At 43.0% G+C, this 20,074-nt stretch carries 21 protein-coding genes; 17 read left to right on the top strand and 4 right to left on the bottom strand.

Annotation, left to right across the window (positions count from 1 at the left end; genetic code table 11):
* Positions 1–12 precede the first annotated feature (12 nt).
* From H7T92_RS01105 to H7T92_RS01065, 9 genes are all read left to right on the top strand, one after another.
* A complete protein-coding gene (locus H7T92_RS01105) occupies positions 13–600 on the top strand; it encodes an MptD family putative ECF transporter S component (protein WP_201036756.1) in 588 nt (195 codons plus the stop codon).
* 125 nt (positions 601–725) lie between these two features.
* The gene (locus tag H7T92_RS01100) at positions 726–920 is read left to right on the top strand and encodes a helix-turn-helix transcriptional regulator (protein ID WP_003005328.1); all 195 of its coding nucleotides are present in this window, start codon (positions 726–728) and stop codon (positions 918–920) included.
* Positions 921–947: 27 nt separating this feature from the next.
* Entirely contained in the window at positions 948–1,430 is a 483-nt protein-coding gene (locus H7T92_RS01095) for a DUF6773 family protein (RefSeq protein ID WP_201036755.1), read from the top strand.
* 15 nt (positions 1,431–1,445) lie between these two features.
* Entirely contained in the window at positions 1,446–1,931 is a 486-nt protein-coding gene (locus H7T92_RS01090; RefSeq protein ID WP_311625820.1) for a DUF6773 family protein, read from the top strand.
* Positions 1,932–2,070: 139 nt separating this feature from the next.
* Entirely contained in the window at positions 2,071–3,054 is a 984-nt protein-coding gene (gene trhO / locus H7T92_RS01085; protein WP_201036754.1) for an oxygen-dependent tRNA uridine(34) hydroxylase TrhO, read from the top strand.
* A gap of 99 nt (positions 3,055–3,153) precedes the next feature.
* A complete protein-coding gene (locus tag H7T92_RS01080; protein ID WP_201036753.1) occupies positions 3,154–4,059 on the top strand; it encodes a DUF4299 family protein in 906 nt (301 codons plus the stop codon).
* Positions 4,060–4,215: 156 nt separating this feature from the next.
* Entirely contained in the window at positions 4,216–4,989 is a 774-nt protein-coding gene (locus tag H7T92_RS01075) for a nucleoside phosphorylase (protein WP_201036752.1), read from the top strand.
* A 155-nt stretch (positions 4,990–5,144) separates the two neighbouring features.
* Positions 5,145–5,897: an SDR family oxidoreductase gene (locus H7T92_RS01070; RefSeq protein WP_201036751.1), complete on the top strand. Its 753-nt coding sequence runs from the start codon at positions 5,145–5,147 to the stop codon at positions 5,895–5,897.
* 83 nt (positions 5,898–5,980) lie between these two features.
* Positions 5,981–6,883: a carbohydrate kinase family protein gene (locus tag H7T92_RS01065; RefSeq protein ID WP_201036750.1), complete on the top strand. Its 903-nt coding sequence runs from the start codon at positions 5,981–5,983 to the stop codon at positions 6,881–6,883.
* 214 nt (positions 6,884–7,097) lie between these two features.
* On the opposite strand, the gene rsmG is transcribed toward H7T92_RS01065, so the two are convergent.
* Entirely contained in the window at positions 7,098–7,811 is a 714-nt protein-coding gene (rsmG, locus tag H7T92_RS01060) for a 16S rRNA (guanine(527)-N(7))-methyltransferase RsmG (RefSeq protein ID WP_201036749.1), read from the bottom strand.
* A gap of 70 nt (positions 7,812–7,881) precedes the next feature.
* On the opposite strand from rsmG, the gene H7T92_RS01055 reads away from it, so the two are divergent.
* Together H7T92_RS01055 and htpX are read left to right on the top strand one after the other, a co-directional pair.
* On the top strand, positions 7,882–8,442 hold the full coding sequence (locus tag H7T92_RS01055; protein WP_023918932.1) for a LemA family protein: 561 nt from the start codon (positions 7,882–7,884) through the stop codon (positions 8,440–8,442).
* A 1-nt stretch (position 8,443) separates the two neighbouring features.
* The gene (gene htpX, locus H7T92_RS01050; protein WP_201036748.1) at positions 8,444–9,340 is read left to right on the top strand and encodes a zinc metalloprotease HtpX; all 897 of its coding nucleotides are present in this window, start codon (positions 8,444–8,446) and stop codon (positions 9,338–9,340) included.
* Positions 9,341–9,638: 298 nt separating this feature from the next.
* Here htpX and H7T92_RS01045 read toward each other — a convergent pair whose 3' ends face one another.
* The 3 genes from H7T92_RS01045 to H7T92_RS01035 all read right to left on the bottom strand — a co-directional run bounded on the left by H7T92_RS01045 (position 9,639) and on the right by H7T92_RS01035 (position 12,000).
* On the bottom strand, positions 9,639–10,856 hold the full coding sequence (locus tag H7T92_RS01045; protein ID WP_201036747.1) for an MFS transporter: 1,218 nt from the start codon (positions 10,854–10,856) through the stop codon (positions 9,639–9,641).
* Complete coding sequence (locus H7T92_RS01040; protein ID WP_192832130.1) at positions 10,853–11,029, bottom strand: hypothetical protein; 177 nt, start codon at positions 11,027–11,029, stop codon at positions 10,853–10,855. Before H7T92_RS01040 ends, H7T92_RS01045 begins: the two co-directional genes overlap by 4 nt.
* Positions 11,030–11,139: 110 nt before the next feature.
* Positions 11,140–12,000, bottom strand: coding sequence for a helix-turn-helix domain-containing protein (locus H7T92_RS01035; protein ID WP_201036746.1), 861 nt, complete (start codon positions 11,998–12,000; stop codon positions 11,140–11,142).
* A gap of 204 nt (positions 12,001–12,204) precedes the next feature.
* Here H7T92_RS01035 and H7T92_RS01030 point away from each other — a divergent pair, with 204 nt between their 5' ends.
* The 6 genes from H7T92_RS01030 to H7T92_RS01005 all read left to right on the top strand — a co-directional run bounded on the left by H7T92_RS01030 (position 12,205) and on the right by H7T92_RS01005 (position 19,974).
* Positions 12,205–12,744, top strand: a complete 540-nt coding sequence (locus H7T92_RS01030) for a YceD family protein (RefSeq protein WP_049472052.1) — start codon at positions 12,205–12,207, stop codon at positions 12,742–12,744.
* A gap of 124 nt (positions 12,745–12,868) precedes the next feature.
* A complete protein-coding gene (locus H7T92_RS01025) occupies positions 12,869–14,347 on the top strand; it encodes a flotillin family protein (RefSeq protein WP_123159489.1) in 1,479 nt (492 codons plus the stop codon).
* Between the two features lie 168 nt (positions 14,348–14,515).
* On the top strand, positions 14,516–15,940 hold the full coding sequence (gene gndA, locus H7T92_RS01020; protein ID WP_045614364.1) for an NADP-dependent phosphogluconate dehydrogenase: 1,425 nt from the start codon (positions 14,516–14,518) through the stop codon (positions 15,938–15,940).
* A gap of 9 nt (positions 15,941–15,949) precedes the next feature.
* Positions 15,950–16,648, top strand: coding sequence for a response regulator transcription factor (locus tag H7T92_RS01015; protein ID WP_201036745.1), 699 nt, complete (start codon positions 15,950–15,952; stop codon positions 16,646–16,648).
* Positions 16,649–16,883: 235 nt separating this feature from the next.
* Positions 16,884–19,076 carry a PTS transporter subunit IIBC gene (locus tag H7T92_RS01010; RefSeq protein WP_201036797.1) on the top strand — a complete coding sequence of 731 codons (2,193 nt, stop codon included), beginning with the start codon at positions 16,884–16,886 and terminating at the stop codon, positions 19,074–19,076.
* An 85-nt stretch (positions 19,077–19,161) separates the two neighbouring features.
* Positions 19,162–19,974 (top strand): endonuclease/exonuclease/phosphatase family protein, encoded by an 813-nt coding sequence (locus H7T92_RS01005; protein ID WP_049474028.1) that lies wholly within the window; start codon positions 19,162–19,164, stop codon positions 19,972–19,974.
* Positions 19,975–20,074: the final 100 nt, after the last annotated feature.

Raw genomic sequence — 20,074 nt, 5'->3', positions numbered from 1 at the left:
GATCAGTATCCAATGAATAGAATAAATGTGAATCAAATAAAACAAGTTGGAGCCTTCACTTTCCTCTATTTTCTTGCGATTGGACTGGGGGTCTTAGTTGGAAATCTGGTCGATCATCAAGGAAATATGTTTTATGCTCCTGCCTTTTCAGCCTTGTTTGGCGGGACGATCTACCGCTATTATCTAGAAAAAATAAAAGGAGTTGGATCTATCTTTATAGTTGGCTGCGTGATCGGCTCCTTCTTTCTCTTTTCGCGTCATGGTGCAGGTGCCTTTATTCCAGCCTTGATCGCCGGAAGTTTTGCGGAGATGGTCGCCTCAAGTGGTCGTTTTCGCTTGAATTTACGAAACGCCTTGTCTTTTGTTATTTTTGCCTTTGCGACAACAGGGCCCATTCTTATGATGTGGTTCTATCCAGCCAGTTACCGCATGTCTTTACTGGATCGTGGTAAATCGATAGACTATGTCAATCGAGTGATGGTATCACCAGATCTAGCGACCATCACTTGCTTTGTCCTCACGGTCATACTGGGTGCTGGATTAGGATGGGGACTATCATATATCCTACAGTCATTTCTAACAAAAAGAAGAGGAAACTAAGAAAGCCTGGGAAACCAGGCTTTCTTAGTTTTATCAAAAATATTTTTTACAAAATGCAATATATATATTGCAAAATAGAAAATATAGTGTATAATAAAGCTATAAAAACAAGAAAGGAAAATCATGTGGCGAAAAATCTCAAATTAAAAATGGCCCGGGTCGAGCATGATATGACCCAGGGGGATCTTGCAGATGCCATTGGAGTGACGCGCCAGACCATCGGTCTGATTGAGGCGGGAAAGTATAACCCAACCCTCAGTCTCTGCCTTGCCATCTGTAAGACCTTGGATAAGACGCTGGATCAACTGTTCTGGGAGTAACAGTTTTAACATAGAAAGAGGAAACATATGAAACAAAAGAAAGAACCAATTGTAAAAGATGAACGGACCATGCTACTTGATGGAAAAATCGCAGGAGAACTTGTCCTTGGCATGACCTGCTTTATTGCCCTATCCGCCTTTGTGAAATCCAGTATCCTGGACTTAGACCTAGTCGCTTATCTCCCTGAGATGTTCCTTCTGATTGCCATGGGAGCCTATGCCTTTGTGAGAAGGATCAGTTCAGGTATTGATGTTCGAGATATGTTAGAAAAAGATAGCTGGTTAAGTCGCCTTGGGTCAGGTCTATTCTTTGCTGTGCTGATGATAGCCATGGATGTGATTGGAAAGCGAGAGGCAACGAGCTTTATCTTGAGTCCCAAGTATCTGATCAAAATTTTATTAGAAATCATCGTTTTTGCCATCCTGACAGATCTGCTTGAAAAACCACTTGCTCTTATCAATCGGAAAAAACAAGAGAAGATCGAGGCAGAGTTAGAGGATGAAGAATAAGGAGAAAGCAATGAGATTACAATTGCTGAACAAACAATCATAGATGAACGAGAAGAAGGCTTAGCTAATAAGGCTGGAGCTGAGACGGCTGGTTTTCTTTTCCTTGCCTTAACTGTTTTTAGTGTAGGATCCATTTTTACATCTAAGGTGGGGCTCAGTCCAATCATGGTGGTAGCCTTACTCATCGTCTCAGGATTGTATTATTCTGTTCGTTGTCAACGATTGGGTGTGAGATTTATCAGTTATAGCTATCTAAATGTGACGGGAATTGTTGCAGTAACCTCAATTCTCTCCTTGTTCATCTGGGCTCAAAATTTTCAATTAAACCAGGCTGTCTATCAGTCAAATCCCTTCCATTCAAAATTCTTATTAGTACTTCCTATTACCTTTTTACTGAATCTTCCAATTGTATGGGGAGTGAATACCCTTGTAATGCTTCTTGCAAAAGTTGAGAAAAAACGCTATGATGCATATCTGGATCAGTTGGAAAAGGAAGAGTAACTTGGTTTCATCGTGTAAAAGTCTGGTCTCCCAGGCTTTTATTTTTCAGTCAAATAAATTGCATTCGTTTTCTTGGGAGAGTATACTGGTATAGTTGAATGAAAAATTCTGATAATTTAATCTTAGAAAAGAGAATATTATGGCAAAACCTATTCGTGTATTACTTTACTATAAATATGTTCCCATCGAAAACGCAGAACAATTTGCGGCTGATCACTTGGCTTTCTGTAAATCAATCGGCCTTAAAGGTCGTATCCTAGTCGCTGATGAAGGGATCAACGGAACCGTTTCTGGTGACTACGAAACAACGCAAAAATACATGGACTACGTTCACAGCCTTCCAGGGATGGAAGATCTCTGGTTCAAGATCGATGAGGAAGAAGAGCAAGCTTTCAAGAAGATGTTTGTACGTTATAAGAAAGAGATTGTCCACCTTGGTTTAGAAGATGATAACTTCGATAACGACATCAATCCTCTTGAAACGACAGGTGCTTACTTGTCTCCAAAAGAATTTAAAGATGCTCTTCTCGACGAGGATACCGTTGTCCTTGATACTCGAAACGACTACGAGTACGATCTTGGTCACTTCCGTGGGGCTATTCGTCCAGACATCCGCAACTTCCGTGAGTTGCCACAATGGGTCCGTGATAACAAGGAAAAATTCATGGACAAGCGTGTTGTCGTCTACTGTACTGGTGGAGTCCGTTGTGAGAAATTCTCAGGTTGGATGGTCCGTGAAGGCTACAAAGATGTCGGTCAATTGCACGGTGGAATCGCCACTTACGGGAAAGACCCAGAAGTTCAAGGCGAACTGTGGGATGGGAAAATGTATGTCTTTGACGAGCGGATTGCAGTCGACGTCAACCATGTCGATCCAAGCGTTGTCGGAAAAGATTGGTTTGATGGAACACCATGTGAACGCTATGTCAACTGTGGAAATCCTTTCTGTAACCGTCGCATCTTGACCTCAGAAGAAAACGAAGACAAGTATCTTCGCGGATGTTCGCATGAGTGCCGGGTTCACCCTCGCAATCGTTATGTAGAAGAACATAACTTGTCACAAGCAGAGGTTGCTGGGCGTTTGGCACTTATCGGTGAGACGCTGGATGGAGCACCTGCATAATAGGAACAAACAGTCTGAAAGCTCAGGCTGTTTTTATATGGAAATTGATTGAAAATTGTGCTATACTTTAGGTAAGCGATTTCACAAAGGAGAAAACAAATGAGTATCGTGTTTTCAATCAAAAATAAAAAGAGCTTATTTGGCTATCAGAAAGTACTCGCAGCACAGGAAGTTCTTAAATTAGTGGAGGGGTTAACAACCTACAACTATGATCCTGCTACTCTTCATCGTCCCTTAAATGATTTTGAAGGCTTGAACTGTATCGTGTATAGAAAGAGTGGTCTTCCTCTGCAGTTATGCTATTTTGATGAGGAAGAGTCCTATCAAATTCAGGTGCCCTCTTTTGCGATAGAAGAAGATTGGCAGTTGGCCCTGCGCTGGATCAGTCGTTTAGCAGAAGTGTTGGGAACGGAGATTGTGGCTAGCGACGGCGTGAGCTATACTCCAGATTCTATTTTCCATTTTGATTATGAAGTCGTTATCCTAGAAACGCTGGGGAATTTGACCAAGGAAAAAGATCTAAAAGAGTTTGAAGTACAAGGCTTCGCTCATCCGGTCTATTTGGATCGGGATACAGTGCAGGAAGTCTTGAACCATGTCCATCCCCTAGAAGCCTACTCCGCCTTTATCAAGAAGATTCAATATAGTGCAGCTTATTTCAGTCAAGTCCGTTTTTACCAACAGGAGGAGACAGGAGCCTTCTTAGCCAGCTATAGCTTGACAGAAGATACGGATACGGTCTTGCCACGGGTGCCACATGTTCCTGCAGAATATGTAGAAATCGTGGGCTTAGCAGGTATCATTGATTGGCGGGTGCTATTGGTTGCGATCGATGGAGATCCGGATAAGCCAGAAAATTACCATCCAATTGGTTCTCTTGCTCTGAAGGACTTACTGGAGGCCTTAGAGCCAGATGAATTCCAGCTGCTTGATGCTAGTCAAATTGAAATTAAAAAATTGTCCAAAGAACGCTTGCTAGAATTAGCGCAATTGGAAAACAAGTAACAATATCGAAGTGAACTGTCCTTCCGACGTTTGATCCGAAAAATCTAACGTCTGGGAGCAGTTCTTTTTTATACTCTTACCTTTGATCAAAAACCAATGACTAGGCTAATTGTGGTATAATAGGGACCTAGAAGTAGAATGAAAGAGGTGCACGAAATGCTGTTAGAAGAATTTGACGCCAACCGACAGGCTATTATTAATCCACAAGACTTACACAAACCAATTGAAGGATTTCCCAAAGTAGTCATCTCTTGCTTTTCAAGAGTAACTTTTGCGCGCCTCCTTGAAAATTATGAACATGAGGTCATCACAAGAACCTCCATGGCCAACTTTGAAGTTTTCGTTTATGGGATCACTATCGGAGACCAACAGATCGCTGCCTTTAATGCGCCCGTTGGGGCAGCTTCTTGTGTGGGAATTATTGAGGATTTGATTCAATTTGGGATGGAAAAACTCGTTCTTTTTGGGACTTGTGGGGTTTTGGACAGGGATATTGAAGCGACCTCCATCATCATTCCAACAGCAGCTCTTCGTGATGAAGGGACCAGCTACCACTATCTTCCGGCTAGTGATGAAGTGGAAGTAAATAAGGAAAGCCTTCCTCTCTTCCAAGCTTTTCTGGACAGTCACAAGGTTTCTTATCAGTCAGGAAAAGTGTGGACGACCGATGCTCCCTATCGGGAAACCATCGACAAGATGAAACGTCGAAAGGAAGCAGGAGCCATCTGTGTGGATATGGAATGTTCGGCAGTGGCGGCATTAGCAGCTTTTCGGGGCTTTGAACTCTGCCATTTTTTCTACGCGGCGGACCACCTCTCTGAAGAAAAATGGGATATCCGAACCTTATCTAGTCATGAGGACTTAGATGGCAAGGATCGCATCGCGGAGTTAGCCATCCAATTTGCGCTCTTTTGGGAAAAGGCAAACTAAATGAAAGAAGCAATGATTGAACTGAAGGATTTTTCCTTCCAATACAAGAAGTAATTTTGCAAGATAGGATTGTTTCATCTAGATTCTAAGTCGAAACAGAACCTGATGGATCTTTGTCAATCAGGGACGTTTTTACAATCCATGGAGGTAATGTCATGTCAGAAACGATTTTAGTAACAGGAGCTTCAGCTGGCTTTGGTCAAGCGATTTGCCGTCGTTTAGTAGCAGATGGATACCGTGTGATCGGATCAGCTAGACGCATCGAAAAATTACAGGCCCTCCAAGAAGAGTTGGGAGAAGCCTTTTATCCCCTGCAAATGGATGTGACGGATCTTTCTCAGGTAGATCATGCACTTGCCAGTTTGCCAAAAGCTTGGGAGAGAGTGGATGTTTTGGTCAATAATGCTGGTTTGGCCCTAGGCCTCGCCCCAGCTTATGAAGCAGAGGTCGCAGACTGGCTGACCATGATTCAGACCAATATTGTCGGCTTGACCTATCTGACAAGGAAAATCTTGCCCCAGATGGTGGAACGAAATGATGGCTATATTATCAATTTGGGCTCTACAGCAGGAACTGTGCCTTATCCAGGGGCCAATGTTTACGGGGCATCCAAGGCTTTTGTCAAGCAATTCTCCCTCAATCTTCGGGCGGATCTAGCTGGCAAGAAGATTCGTGTCAGCAATATTGAACCCGGTCTTTGCGAAGGAACGGAGTTCTCTTCTGTTCGCTTTAAAGGAGACGAAAAACGGGTAGAAGCCCTCTATCGAGATGCCCATGCCATTCAGCCGGAAGACATTGCCAACACCGTAGCTTGGTTGCTCCAACAGCCCAAGCATGTCAATGTCAATCGGATTGAAATCATGCCGGTTTCCCAAACCTTTGGGCCTCAACCTGTTTATCGTGATTAAAAAGAGAAGCAACCACTCCACAAGGGGTTGGTTGTTTTTTATGTTTCCTCTGGTATAATAGAAGGCAAAGTAAGGAGAAAAAGATGACAGCTGCGTTAATTATTGGTTCTACAGTTTGTGATGTGATGATTTACTTGGATCGTTTGCCGAGTCGTGAAGGAGATGCTCATATTGATCACCAGCAATGGTCTGTAGGAGGTTGTGCCTTTAATGTCGTCAATATCCTTCATTTTTTGTCGCAGCCCTACCAATTTGTTTCGCCAGTCGGTTCTGGTATGTATGGTGATTTTATAAGGAAAGAGCTGAAACAATTGGGAATTTCCTCCTCCATCTCATTAGAGGGGGCCAATGGGTGCTGTTATTGCTTTGTAGAGTCTGATGGTGAGAGGACCTTCTTATCGGATCATGGAGTGGAGTATAGCTTCCAAGCAGAGTGGCTAAAAGAGATCGAGACAGATCCGTTTGATTACATCTACTTGTGTGGCCTTGAAGTCGAGGAGCCAACCGGTCTTGCATTGGTGCAGTCTGTTTCGCAATTAGAAGGCCAGGTGATTTTCGCACCAGGACCACGCGGACTCATGATTCCCAAAGATCGACTGGAAGCAATTTATGATCTGCATCCGATTCTCCATGTTAATGAGGCTGAAGCACTGGCTTTTTCTGGGTGTAGAGAGATCCAGCCAGCCATCGAACGTTTGTATCAGAGAACGGGGCAATTAGTCATTGTCACCTTGGGGGAAAAAGGAGCGGTTGCCTATGATGGCAACTGGTATGAGGCGGACGGTTTCCCAGCAGAAGTCGTTGATACAGTAGGTGCTGGGGATAGCCATGTCGGAGCTTTTATATCCGCTCGTTTAGAAGGTTTAGATATCGCGCAAGCCTTAAGCTTTGCCAATAAAGTCTCTAGTCAAATTGTAGCAAGTAAGGGAGTTCATCTGACAAAAGAGCAGCAAGAAGCCCTGCGAACAGAATTGAAACAAAAATAAAAAAGAGAGTGGGACAGAAATCGGTAATTCATTAGAATTCGATTTCGTCGTCCCACCTCCGCACAGTTGAGTAGGGCTGTAAAAGCTGATGAAATCAGCGTAGTAGAGCCCACTCAACCACTGCGTCTTGCTCGACAATCTAAAGACAATTGAGAGGCCAGGACTTTTGTCCAGCCTCTTATTTGACTTTATCCTCTTAGCCCTTTGTATCTTACTACAATGGCCGCTTATTAGGCATGCCTGCTTTTCTTGGGTATTTATTGGGGGTTTCTTTTTTCTTTTCGACAAGAGTGATATAGCGTGGATCGCCATTTGGCAATTCATACTGTAGATTGTCTTCAACCTTGCTAAAGAGCAGGTTGAGGGCGTTTTTGGCTTCTTCCAACTCTTCTGGAGCATTGCTGGCCTTAAGAGCAAGAAGACGTCCCCCTACTTTCAGGTAAGGAATTGTCAGTTCAGAGAGGACCTGCATGCGGGCAACCGCGCGGGCGGTTACGATATCAAATTGGGCACGAAAGGCCTTATCTTGTGCAAAGTCCTCAGCACGTCCATGGTAGAAATGAACTCCGCTCAAACCTAACTCTTCAGCCAGCAAGTGGAGAAAATTGATCCGCTTATTAAGGGAATCAATGATGGTCACATCTAGTTCAGGGAAAAGAATCTTCATAGGAAGGCTCGGAAAGCCGGCGCCAGCCCCGATATCCAAGAGACGGATGGGTTGGTTTTCGATCAAACCCTGTAAAATGGGTGCGATCGAATCATAAAAATGCTTGAGATAGACTTCGTCTTTTTCGGTGATGGCAGTGAGATTAATCTTTTCATTCCATTCCACGAGGAGCTCAAAATAGCGTTCGTATTGCTCTTTTTGACGATCAGTTAATGGAAAGCCGAGTTCGGCTAAACGGGCATAAAATTCTTCTGGTTTCATGCTATTATTTTACCACAAAATAAGGGAAATTTGATATACTGGTAGAAAGAAATGAAAGGAATTCAATAAAATGATTTGGATTATTCTTGGGATCATTGTGGTCCTTGTGTTGATTGTAGTAGGAGTTTACAACGGTTTGGTGAAAAGCCGGATGCAAACTCGCGAAGCTTGGAGTCAAATTGATGTACAATTGAAACGTCGAAATGACTTGATTCCAAACTTGATCGAAACCGTTAAAGGCTATGCCAAGTACGAAGGGGATACCCTTGCTAAGGTCACTCAACTTCGCCAACAAGTAGCGCAAGCTTCTTCACCTGCAGAAGCAATGGCAGCCAGTGATGCTCTTTCCCGTCAAGTAGCAGGCATCTTTGCGGTGGCTGAAAACTACCCAGACTTGAAAGCCAACACCAACTTCATGCAATTGCAAGAAGAATTGACCAACACAGAAAACAAAATTTCTTATGCTCGTCAATTGTACAATAGTGTCACAAGCAATTACAATGTCAAGTTGGAAACTTTCCCAACAAACGTAATTGCTGGAATGTTCGGCTTCAGACAAGCTGAATTTCTTCAAGTGCCTGAAGAAGAAAAAGCAGTACCAAAGGTGGACTTTAGCGGATTAGGAGACTAATATGCTCTTTGACCAAATTGCAAGCAATAAAAGGAGAACTTGGATTCTCCTTATTGCTTTTTTCATACTCTTAGCTCTTATCGGAGCAGCCGTTGGTTACCTCTGGTTAGGCTCCTCCCTTGGTGGCGTCATCCTAGCTTTGATTATTGGTGGAATCTATGCCTTTAGCATGATTTTTCAATCCACCGAAGTTGTCATGCGGATGAATGGGGCGCATGAGGTAACGGAAGAGCAAGCCCCTCAACTCTACCATATTGTACAAGATATGGCTATGGTAGCCCAGATCCCCATGCCTAGGGTCTATATTGTAGATGATCCTTCTATGAATGCATTTGCGACAGGGTCTAATCCTCAAAATGCTGCTGTTGCAGCAACGACAGGTCTTCTAGCTGTGATGAACCGTGAGGAATTGGAGGGAGTCATCGGACACGAAGTCAGCCATATTCGCAATTACGATATTCGCATCTCTACGATTGCAGTTGCCCTTGCTAGTGCCATCACCATGCTTTCTAGCATTGGTGGTCGGATGATGTGGTGGGGCGGTGGCCGTAGCCGGGACGATGATCGAGAAGGTAGCGGTGGTTTGGAGATTGTTATTTTGATTCTTTCCTTGCTTGCCATCGTTTTAGCACCATTAGCAGCGACCCTGGTCCAGTTAGCCATCTCTCGTCAACGGGAGTTCCTAGCAGACGCTTCAAGTGTTGAATTGACGCGGAATCCTCAAGGGATGATCAATGCTTTGTTAAAACTAGACAATAGCGAACCAATGCAACGACATGTCGATGATGCGAGCAGTGCTCTTTTTATCAACGATCCTAAAAAAGAATCCGGTTTGCAAAAACTCTTTTATACCCACCCACCCATTGCTGAACGGGTAGCTCGCCTAAGAAAAATGTAAAAAATCCACCATTAGTAGGATTGAGAGTGTGGGAAAACTGTTTTTCTTTATAAATCTAATAAATTCTATACAAATAAAAGAAATTTATTCTTTAGAATTATTAACTCATCTATTGAAACTTTCCGCTGTGAGAAAAGTGCTAGAAACACTTTTGTTTCTAGCACTCGGGAGTTTTGGAACCTTGTGTCCAAAACTAAGTCATGGAACTTCGAAGAAGTTCGCTGACGTCCGTCCTCACCTAAGGAAAGTTTTTAAGATAACTTTGTCTTCAAGATCAATCCACCAAACGGTGGATTTTTTATTTGGTTGTTAAGAGGACGGTGCCGAAACCGAGAATGGCAAACATCCCCCACGCTAGGGGAAGGCTCCAGATAGCTAGACTAGAAAAGAGAGCTGTCCCAAGTGGCATGGCAAAGCTGACCATCAGTCCCAAAAAGCTAGACGTAGAAGCTAATTTTTCAGCGGGTAATTTGCTCATTAAAAGACTGGAAACTTTTGGGTTGATTTTTGCTACAAGATAACCAAGGAAAGTGATGAGTAGAAGGGAAAGAATGTCCCAGTGCATTAGGATATTTGTGAGCCCAAGTATGGTGAGCCCACCTGCGATCCACAGGAGGATATGGTGGAGTGATTGCTTGGAAAAATAGTCATGGGGTGTCAGGCTAGCCCAGACCATGCTTAAAATAGTCACTGCCTCTAAAATCAAGAGGGATTGGCTAAAGCTCAACTGAAAGAAGGGGGAGTGAAGCAGTTGCAAATTGTAGATACCTGAGATGGATCCCCCAAGAGCATTGATGAGAACCAATGAGAAGAGCAACTTACCAAAGTGGTGGACCTCCTCATCTGCAAAAATACTTTTGGCGTTCTGGTACATCTCTTGGCATTCGTGTACCAAAGAATTCTTACTTTTGGGCTCAATGACGGGATCATGTGTCAGCTGCTTTTTTCTAATCAAGAGACAGGTAGAAGACAGGAGAAAAGTCACTGCATTGATCGAAGCGACCAGGGCAAAATTTTGATGGCTGATAGCTAGCAGCCAAACTCCTAGAGCTTGTCCAGAAATCGAACAGACCATACTAAGCAGTTGGTTGAAGGAATAAGCCTCCATTAAATCCTCGTCTGGGATGTTCTTTTTCATGATAGGGAGTTGCAAGCCTCCGCGATAATCACTCAAACAATCTGAAACGATGTTTAAAAAGCAAACAATCGAAAAGGCTAGGTAACCCGGAATCTTGGTCATGAGGGCAATAAGGATAAAGAGGATAGCTTGAAGATAGCCAATGCGGATCAACCAGTTAGCTTTTTTCTTCGTGCGGTCAGCCTTCATCCCGACAAAAATGGTAAAGAGGCTAGGAATAAATACAATGAGATTGGCAATGCCAACTGCTAGGCTCGGTTGCGGCATACTGGCAGCAAAGACCACAAAGACAAGATTGTAGATGGCAGCGCCAAGGGTATTTAAAAAGCGTGAAAGACTAAGTAAGGCAAAAATTTTATTACGAGCTAAGAGTTTCATGAGCCTTCCTCCTTCACGTGATTAGTTGCTAGGACTTGTTTGATGGATCGAAAGATCTGTTTGAAGAGCTCCAATTTTTCCTCTTCTGAAAGAGCTAGCTTCTGATCCTTCAGATAGACGCTAGTATGTGAGAGAAGAAAGCGGAGGAAGTGGTTTTTTAGTTTGGTCATCATGGGAAGAACCTTCTTTCTTTACTTGATAGTCCTATTGTAAACCTAAAAAGCAAGAAAAAATAAATGTTGCATATTTTCAACAAAAACTCACAGAATAAATCTGTGAGTTTTCAATCTTCTTTGATGAGTTCCTGCATGCTCTGTCTATAGTAGCTAGCACTATCCTTACAATCCAGAATGGATAGGACCTGGATGGCCTGCTCCATCTTTTCAAGACCAATTTCTTTCTCTCCCTTTCGATAGAGAAATTCTCCTTTGGCGTAGAGATAAACTGTTCGAAGGTAGGCTTCGTTTTCGGAGTAAAAGTGGTCCTTGATCAACTGATCAAAATAGGTTGCATCTTCAAATTCATTTGAACTAATGGCCAGAAAGAAGCCATTAAGAAAAATAGAGTTAAGGGCAGGACGAGAGGAATCTAGGAGAAGCTTGAAATCCTCCCTTTGGACCAACTCCTCTGTGTATTGTCGATAGAGGCGACTAGAGAAAAGTGGAGAGGTCAGAGAGAACAGGTTCAATTCAAAATTTCCCCAGATCATGACAGAGAAGAGATAATCATGGAGGAAATCCAGTTCCTCTTGGCTAGCGGTGAGCTCCACCTCAGGATAGAAGCCAAGCATTTGGGCCTTGAGAATAATGCTGGCTAAGAGGTCTTCTTTTTTGTGATGTTTCTGATAGGCTAGCTGGTAAGTTTGGTACAAGGCTTGGTCGTGTTCCAAGCTCATGTTTTCATAGTGCTCTTTCAACAATTTGGGAATAAAAGAGTGCTGATCGATTCCAGCTAGATGAGAAAACTCACTGAGGCTGGTTTTGATCTGTTGAAGGGCCTGAAAAAACCGTTGCGTGGTCAGGTCATTTTCTCCTCTTTCAAATCGCGACAGCATAGAGCGCGAAAATTCGCCACCCGTAGCTTCCTCTAAAGAGATGTGGCGACTTTCACGTATTTGCCGAAAAACTGCTCCGATTTCTTTCATGAATTCTCCTCTATCTAACATTGCTCAATGCCCTAGCCAGTGACCCTCTGTTGTCCAAGAGATGGTGGGACCTTGTGTACAACACCAATTGGCCTAGTTACTGTATCTTTTTTCATGATTATAACAAATTTTTGAGGAGACTTCTTGGTTGAGGGGCAGCTTCATGATATACTAGTAGTATCTAGAAGATTTGAGGACAAAAGAATGAACTTATATACACAAGAAATCCGTAAAAATCCTGAAGGACTAGCTTTTGATCAAGAGTTGGATTTGTTAAAGGATCTGCAAAAGCGTAATTCAGAAATTCTTGATTTAAAGAATGTGACAGCGACAGGACGAGTAGCCTATGATACAGGCCTCTATGTCTTGGATTACCAGTTGACCTACACCATCGTTTTGGCATCTAGCCGAAGCATGGAGCCTGTTGAGCTTCAAGAGAACTATCCTGTAACAGAGGTGTTTGCGGAGGATGTACAGTCTGACGCAGATATCGAGGCCCTAGAGGAAGACTTGATCCTTCCAATCGAAGGTGGGAAGATTGACCTGAGTGAGAGTGTAGCGGATAATATTCTGCTCAATATTCCTCTCAAGGTTCTCACTCCAGAAGAAGAGGCTGGACAAGGTTTTATCGAAGGCAATGATTGGAAAATCCTGTCCGAAGAAGAATACCAAGCCGCTCAAGCGATCAAGAAAGAAGAAAACAGTCCTTTCGCTGGTCTAAATGGCTTGTTTGATGAAGAATAAGCTAGAGATTGCATTTGATAAATTTAGACATAAATACAGGTCTTTTCTTTGAGGAAAGGCCTTCTTTTGATATACTAGGATTAATAAATAACAGAGGGGAGACCTCTAAAAAAGGAGAAAAAGTATGGATACTTTATTTATTCCAGGTTGGTTGATTACCGGCCTAATAGTCGCAGTTATTATTTTGATTTTGCTTGTTAAAGGGTATGTCAACGCTAAACCCAACGAAGTCGTGGTCATTACAGGTCTTCGGAAACAACGTCACTTGCGTGGGAAAGCTGGTTTTATGATTCCCTTTGTCGAACAACGCTCTTATCTTGATATTGAGCAATTCTCGACAGATGTTCGGACATCTGAAGCAGTCCCAACACTGGACTTCATTAACGTCCGTGCCGATGCGGCTGTTAAGTTAAAAATCGGTACAACCGATGAGATGATTGCCCGTGCTGCAGAGAACTTCTTGAACTGGAATACAACGGATATTTCCAATTCTGTCCAAGATGTCTTGGAAGGGAATTTACGGGAAGTGATCGGTCAGATGGAGCTCCGTAAGATGGTCAACGACCGTCAAGAGTTTGCTTCAAAGGTGCAAGACAACGTAGCGCCAGATTTGGCTAAAATGGGTCTTGAAGTCATCGCCTTTACGGTTCAATCCTTCTCTGATGAAGGGGGAGTCATCGACAACCTCGGGATTGAAAATGTTGAAACCATTAAGAAAGATGCCTTGATCGCTAAAGCCAAAGCAGAACGCGAACGCAAGGAAGTCGAAGCAGAACAAGATAAATTGGCCAACGACAAACGTGTTGCAGCCGATCTTGAAATTGCGCAAAAACAAAACGAATTAAAACTCAAACAAGCAGCCCTCAAGCAAGAAGCAGATATTGCCCAAGCAAAAGCAGATGCAGCTAAAGGGATTGAGGCAGAAGTGCAACGTCGTGAACAAGAGCGCGTGGCAGCTGAAGCCAATATCATGAAACAAGAAAAAGAAGCGGAAGTCAAAGAACGCGAAGTTAAGGTTCGTGAGCAAGAATTGGATGCCAACATCCGTAAGCAAGCCGAAGCTGAAAAATATGCGCGTCAACAAGCAGCCGAAGCAGAATTGATCGAACGCCAACGCAAGGCAGAAGCAGAACTCTTCGAAACACAAAAAGAAGCCGAAGCTCGAAAAGCCCAAGCCGAAGCTGAGAAATTTGCCCAATTGCAAGAGGCCGAAGCTATTGAGGCTAAAGGTCGTGCCGAGGCTGAAGCCATTCGCTTGAAACTGGAAGCTGAAGCCAAAGGTTTGGACCAAAAGGCCGAAGCGATGAAGAAAATGCAAGAAGCAGCCATTACTGAAATGGTTGTTGATAAGTTGCCTGAAATTGCGCGTGCTGTCGCTGAACCATTAACCAAGGTGGATAAAATCACCATGTATGGCGAAGGCAATGCTTCTAAGATGGTGGGCGATATTATGCAAAGTATCGACCAAGTCTCTCAAGGAGCTGGATTTGATATTCGTCAATTGCTAGCAGGAGCTCTTGGGGTCAATATGACGGTCAACAAACTCAAAGAAGGAGAACAACCGGTCATTGAAGCGGATGAATTAGCTTCAAAAGAAGATTAATGCCATTCATAAGGAAGTGTCTGAGAACTGTTTCTCGGGCACTTTTGTTTTTAAGATCAAATGACTTACATGATCTTCTCGCTCTTGGAGAAGTGGGAAGCTATTTTCTGCTTTCATTTGATGTCAAAAAATGGTAGAATATAGGCAAACTATAAAGAGGAGTGTCACATGACTAAAGCAAACTTTGGTGTTGTTGGTATGGCCGTAATGGGTCGTAACCTTGCCCTTAATATCGAATCTCGTGGCTATACAGTTGCCATTTATAACCGTAGTAAAGAAAAAACAGAAGATGTTGTTGCTTGCCATCCTGAAAAGAACTTTGTGCCAAGCTATGATATCGAAAGCTTCGTAAACTCTATCGAAAAACCACGCCGTATCATGCTCATGGTTCAAGCAGGACCTGGTACAGATGCAACCATCCAAGCCCTTCTTCCACATTTGGATAAAGGCGATATCTTGATTGACGGAGGAAATACTTTCTACAAAGATACCATCCGTCGGAACGAAGAGTTGGCAAACTCTGGTATCAACTTTATCGGTACAGGGGTTTCTGGTGGTGAAAAAGGTGCCCTTGAAGGTCCTTCTATCATGCCTGGTGGACAAAAAGAAGCCTATGAATTGGTAGCAGATGTTCTTGAAGAAATCTCTGCAAAAGCACCAGAAGATGGCAAACCATGTGTGACATACATCGGTCCTGATGGAGCTGGTCACTATGTGAAAATGGTCCACAACGGGATCGAGTATGGCGATATGCAATTAATCGCGGAAAGCTATGACCTCATGCAACACTTGCTTGGACTTTCTGCAGAAGACATGGCTGAAATCTTCACTGAATGGAACAAGGGTGAATTGGACAGCTACTTGATCGAAATCACTGCGGATATCCTTGGACGCAAAGACGACGAAGGTCAAGATGGACCTATCGTAGACTACATCTTGGATGCTGCAGGAAACAAAGGAACTGGTAAATGGACTAGCCAATCAGCTCTTGACCTTGGTGTGCCACTGTCACTCATCACTGAGTCAGTATTTGCACGTTACATCTCTACATATAAAGAAGAACGTGTACACGCTAGCAAGGTGCTTCCAAAACCAGCTGCTTTCAAATTTGAAGGTGATAAGGCTGAGTTGATTGAAAAAATCCGCCAAGCCCTTTACTTCTCAAAAATCATCTCATACGCACAAGGTTTTGCCCAATTGCGTGTCGCTTCTAAAGAAAATAACTGGAACTTGCCATTTGCAGATATCGCATCTATCTGGCGCGATGGCTGTATCATCCGTTCTCGTTTCTTGCAAAAGATTACAGATGCTTACAACCGTGATGCAGATCTTGCTAACCTTCTTTTGGATGAGTACTTCTTGGATGTCACTGCTAAGTACCAACAATCAGTTCGTGATATCGTAGCTCTTGCTGTTCAAGCAGGTGTACCAGTGCCAACCTTCTCAGCTGCCATCACTTACTTTGATAGCTACCGTTCAGCTGACCTTCCAGCAAACTTGATCCAAGCGCAACGTGACTACTTTGGTGCCCACACTTACCAACGTAAAGACAAAGAAGGTACCTTCCACTATTCTTGGTACGACGAAAAATAATCTTGCTCTATGGTCAAACGAGTTCTACTAGTAGAAAATGAGAAGCAAATCGCTCGCTTCATTGATTTGGAACTTCAAAAAGAAGGGTACCAAGTTGATGTGGTCGAGGATGGAAAAGCGGGTCTGGCCTTGATTGCTGCGACTAAATATGATCTGATCTTGTTTAATTACGATTTGTCAGATATGTCTGGTGAAAGATTCGCAGAGGAAATCAGTCAGATTCGCCCAGCTTCTGTTTTGATTGTTTTGGATAGTCGCGAAAAAATTGCCGAACACGAAAAGAGTATTGAGCGCTTTGCTGTTTCCTATATGGTCAAACCTTTTGTGATCAGTGATTTAGTCGATAAAATCACAGCTATTTTTAGAGGCCGTGATTATATTGACCAACATTGTAGCCAGATGAAAATTCCAACCTCATACCGCAATCTGCGCATTGATGTGGAACACCATACCGTCTATCGTGGGAAAGACATGATTAGTTTGACCCGTAGAGAATACGATCTCCTGGCGACTCTGATGGGGAGCAAGGGAGTGGTAACACGCGAGCAGTTGTTGGAAAGTGTCTGGAAGTACGAGAGTACGGGTGAGACTAATATTGTTGACGTCTATATCCGTTATCTCCGTGGGAAAATTGATCTACCCGGTCAAAAAAGCTATATTAAGACAGTTCGTGGGATTGGCTATGCCATGCAAGACGCATTAGAATAAAATATTCGAACCCTAAGAGGGTTCGAATATTTTTACGTCTAAAGGGAAACGTTTGCGTGTAAAAAGAATAGCTTTTAAAAAGGATTCGGCTTAAAAAAGATAAAAAAAGATAAAATTTGGAGAAAAAAATGAATGTAAGGCTTTACAAAATTTTAAAATATGGTATACTAGAAACAAATTAAGCGCAAACGTTTTCTCAAAAACAAAGCCTTAAGCAATATAAGGAGGTTGAATGATGAACAAAGGATCATTCAAAAGTTTATTTAGCTTTGAATTCTGGCAAAAGTTCGGTAAGGCCTTGATGGTCGTTATCGCTGTCATGCCGGCGGCTGGGTTGATGATTTCAATCGGGAAATCAATCCCTATGATCAACCCGAATTTATCTCCACTTGTTATTACAGGTGGGATTCTCGAACAAATTGGTTGGGGGGTTATCGGTAACCTTCACATCCTGTTTGCACTCGCTATCGGTGGTAGCTGGGCCAAAGAGCGTGCTGGGGGCGCATTTGCGGCTGGTCTCTCTTTCATCTTGATTAACCGTATTACCGGTGCAGTTTTCGGAGTGACATCTGCAATGTTAGCTGACAAAGCTGCAACGGTTCACACAATCTTTGGTGGATCAATTAAAGTTGCGGACTACTTTATCAGTGTTCTTGAAGCACCAGCTCTGAATATGGGGGTATTTGTAGGGATTATCTCAGGTTTTGTTGGAGCAACAGCCTTCAATAAATACTACAACTACCGTAAACTCCCAGAAGCCCTTTCTTTCTTCAATGGGAAACGCTTTGTACCATTCGTTGTTATCGTCCGTTCAGCTGCTACAGCCTTGGTTTTGGCAGCATTGTGGCCAGTAGTTCAATCAGGAATTAATGGATTTGGTGTTTGGATCGCCAACTCACAATCAACAGCTCCAGTATTGGCACCATTCTTGTTTGGTACCTTGGAACGTCTTCTCTTGCCATTTGGTCTTCACCACATGTTGACTATTCCAATCAACTATACTCAATTGGGTGGTAGCTACCAAGTTCTTACAGGTGCAGCTAAAGGAACAACTGTATTTGGACAAGATCCACTTTGGTTGGCTTGGGTAACAGACCTTGTTAACTTGAAGAAAGCTGATCCTAGCCAATACCAACACTTGCTTCATGCCTACACACCAGCTCGTTTCAAAGTTGGTCAAATGATCGGATCATTTGGTATCTTGATGGGGATCGTGGTTGCCATCTACCGCAATGTGGATCCAGATAAAAAAGAAAAATACAAAGGGATGCTTTTTGCAACTGCCCTTGCAACCTTCTTGACAGGTGTAACAGAACCAATTGAATACATGTTCATGTTTATTGCTACACCATTGTACATCATCTATGCTCTTGTTCAAGGGGCTGCCTTTGCAATGGCTGACTTGGTTAACCTTCGTGTTCACTCATTCGGTTCAATCGAATTCTTGACACGTACCCCAATGGCCATCAATGCTGGTTTGGCATTAGATATCTTTAACTTTGTATGGGTAACAGTCCTCTTTGCCTTTATCATGTACTTCATTGCTAACTTCATGATTAAGAAATTCAATTATGCAACTCCAGGACGTAACGGTAACTATGAACAAAATGATGATGCCCCTTCAGGAGATGGTGCAGCAGCAGGTGCAGCTACAAGCTCAGCAAGCTCACAAGTCATTAACATTATCAACCTTCTTGGTGGACGTGCCAATATCGTCGATGTGGACGCATGTATGACTCGTCTTCGTGTAACCGTTAAGGACGCTGAAAAAGTCGGAACAGAAGAACAATGGAAAGCTGAAGGCGCTATGGGTCTTGTCATGAAAGGACAAGGTGTCCAAGCGATCTACGGACCTAAAGCTGACGTATTGAAATCTGATATCCAAGACGTTCTTGATTCAGGTGAAGTTATTCCTGAAACACTTCCTAGCCAAATGACAGCAGTTCAAAAGGCTGAAGCAACCTTTAAAGGGGTAACTGATGAAGTTAACTCTGTTGCAGATGGTGAAGTGATCAACATCGAAGATGTGAAAGATCCTGTATTCTCACAAAAAATGATGGGAGACGGATTTGCAGTTGAGCCTGAAAATGGCCACATCGTTTCACCAGTTGCTGGTAAAGTTACTAGTGTCTTCCCAACCAAACATGCCCTTGGTTTGGTAACAGATAATGGTTTGGAAGTCTTGGTTCACATCGGTCTAGATACTGTTAGTCTTGAAGGAAAACCATTTGAGGTTAAAGTTTCTGAAGGTCAAACAGTGGCTGCTGGAGACCTCTTGGTAGAAGCAGACCTTGATGCAATCCGTGCAGCTGGTCGTGAAACTTCAACAATTGTTGTCTTCACAAATGCAGATGCGATTAAATCCGTTAAGGTCGAACATACTGGTAAATTGGCAGCAAATGCACCAGTTGCAACAGTAGAATTATAAAAGACATCGGCAAAGAAAATGAGGTTGGGACAGTGCACCCGGCCTCTTGCCGTTTCTTGATTTGGAGAGAAGGAGAAATCAGGGGATGAAATTTTTAACATTAAATTCCCATAGTTGGATGGAAGAGAATGCTCAGCAAAAATTTGAAACCCTCAAGGAACAAATTTTAGAAGCACAATATGATGTGATCTGTTTCCAAGAGGTCAATCAAGAAATGGCCTCAGAAACAGTCGAAACAGATGAGTATTATCAAGCTTTGCCATCATCTGTAGCGATTCACAAGGATCACTTTGTTCGCGTATTGGTAGAAGAGTTAGCTGCTCATGGACTCCACTATTATTGGACTTGGGCCTACAACCATATTGGCTATGATCACCTCAATGAGGGTGTGGCCGTTCTTTCGCGTCAACCCTTGAAGGCAGATGAGATTTTGGTATCCAATATGGATGATCCAACGGACTACCATACTCGTCGAGTAGCCGTTGCCCATACAAGTGTAGATGGCAAAGAGATTGCTGTTGCCAGCGTCCATCTTTCTTGGTGGGACAAAGGTTTCCAATTTGAGTGGCCACGCATTGAGAACTACTTCAGCCAAGTAGGCAAACCTTTTATTCTAGCTGGTGATTTCAATAATCCTGCTGGTCAAGAAGGGTATGAAACGATTCTATCCAGTTCGCTAAAACTTCAAGATAGTTTTATCGAAGCCAAAGAAACAAAGGGGACTTATACTGTAGGTCCTGGAATCGATGGCTGGACGGATAATCAAGTTCCATTGCGAATCGATTACGTCTTTGCAAGTCCAGAATGGGACATCCAGCGTCTACATGTCATTTTTGATGATCAAAACAAACCCCATGTCAGTGATCACTATGGCTTAGAAGCTGAATTATCACTTTAATATAAATGGAGAGTCGAAAGGAAAACGATTTTAGTCAATCGTCCTTCGACTCTTTTTTATGGATCAATGAGGAGCAAGCATAGGGGATTCTCCTGTTCTT

It is taken from the genome of Streptococcus parasanguinis (genome assembly GCF_016648855.1).
In the GTDB taxonomy this organism is placed as follows: domain Bacteria; phylum Bacillota; class Bacilli; order Lactobacillales; family Streptococcaceae; genus Streptococcus; species Streptococcus parasanguinis_L.
The sequence above is the reverse complement of the archived record's forward strand: the minus strand, read 5'-3'. Positions and strand labels throughout refer to the sequence as shown.

What these genes read in the sequence shown, in the direction of transcription:
- htpX (WP_201036748.1), top strand. Translation starts at nt 8,444, where the DNA reads ATGCTCTTTGACCAAATTGCAAGCAATAAAAGGAGAACTTGGATTCTC.
- rsmG (WP_201036749.1), bottom strand. Translation starts at nt 7,811, where the DNA reads ATGAAACCAGAAGAATTTTATGCCCGTTTAGCCGAACTCGGCTTTCCA.
- H7T92_RS01075 (WP_201036752.1), top strand. Translation starts at nt 4,216, where the DNA reads ATGCTGTTAGAAGAATTTGACGCCAACCGACAGGCTATTATTAATCCA.
- H7T92_RS01070 (WP_201036751.1), top strand. Translation starts at nt 5,145, where the DNA reads ATGTCAGAAACGATTTTAGTAACAGGAGCTTCAGCTGGCTTTGGTCAA.
- H7T92_RS01030 (WP_049472052.1), top strand. Translation starts at nt 12,205, where the DNA reads ATGAACTTATATACACAAGAAATCCGTAAAAATCCTGAAGGACTAGCT.
- H7T92_RS01040 (WP_192832130.1), bottom strand. Translation starts at nt 11,029, where the DNA reads ATGATGACCAAACTAAAAAACCACTTCCTCCGCTTTCTTCTCTCACAT.
- H7T92_RS01015 (WP_201036745.1), top strand. Translation starts at nt 15,950, where the DNA reads ATGGTCAAACGAGTTCTACTAGTAGAAAATGAGAAGCAAATCGCTCGC.
- H7T92_RS01035 (WP_201036746.1), bottom strand. Translation starts at nt 12,000, where the DNA reads ATGAAAGAAATCGGAGCAGTTTTTCGGCAAATACGTGAAAGTCGCCAC.
- H7T92_RS01025 (WP_123159489.1), top strand. Translation starts at nt 12,869, where the DNA reads ATGGATACTTTATTTATTCCAGGTTGGTTGATTACCGGCCTAATAGTC.
- H7T92_RS01005 (WP_049474028.1), top strand. Translation starts at nt 19,162, where the DNA reads ATGAAATTTTTAACATTAAATTCCCATAGTTGGATGGAAGAGAATGCT.
- H7T92_RS01065 (WP_201036750.1), top strand. Translation starts at nt 5,981, where the DNA reads ATGACAGCTGCGTTAATTATTGGTTCTACAGTTTGTGATGTGATGATT.
- trhO (WP_201036754.1), top strand. Translation starts at nt 2,071, where the DNA reads ATGGCAAAACCTATTCGTGTATTACTTTACTATAAATATGTTCCCATC.
- gndA (WP_045614364.1), top strand. Translation starts at nt 14,516, where the DNA reads ATGACTAAAGCAAACTTTGGTGTTGTTGGTATGGCCGTAATGGGTCGT.
- H7T92_RS01045 (WP_201036747.1), bottom strand. Translation starts at nt 10,856, where the DNA reads ATGAAACTCTTAGCTCGTAATAAAATTTTTGCCTTACTTAGTCTTTCA.
- H7T92_RS01080 (WP_201036753.1), top strand. Translation starts at nt 3,154, where the DNA reads ATGAGTATCGTGTTTTCAATCAAAAATAAAAAGAGCTTATTTGGCTAT.
- H7T92_RS01105 (WP_201036756.1), top strand. Translation starts at nt 13, where the DNA reads ATGAATAGAATAAATGTGAATCAAATAAAACAAGTTGGAGCCTTCACT.
- H7T92_RS01010 (WP_201036797.1), top strand. Translation starts at nt 16,884, where the DNA reads ATGAACAAAGGATCATTCAAAAGTTTATTTAGCTTTGAATTCTGGCAA.
- H7T92_RS01095 (WP_201036755.1), top strand. Translation starts at nt 948, where the DNA reads ATGAAACAAAAGAAAGAACCAATTGTAAAAGATGAACGGACCATGCTA.
- H7T92_RS01055 (WP_023918932.1), top strand. Translation starts at nt 7,882, where the DNA reads ATGATTTGGATTATTCTTGGGATCATTGTGGTCCTTGTGTTGATTGTA.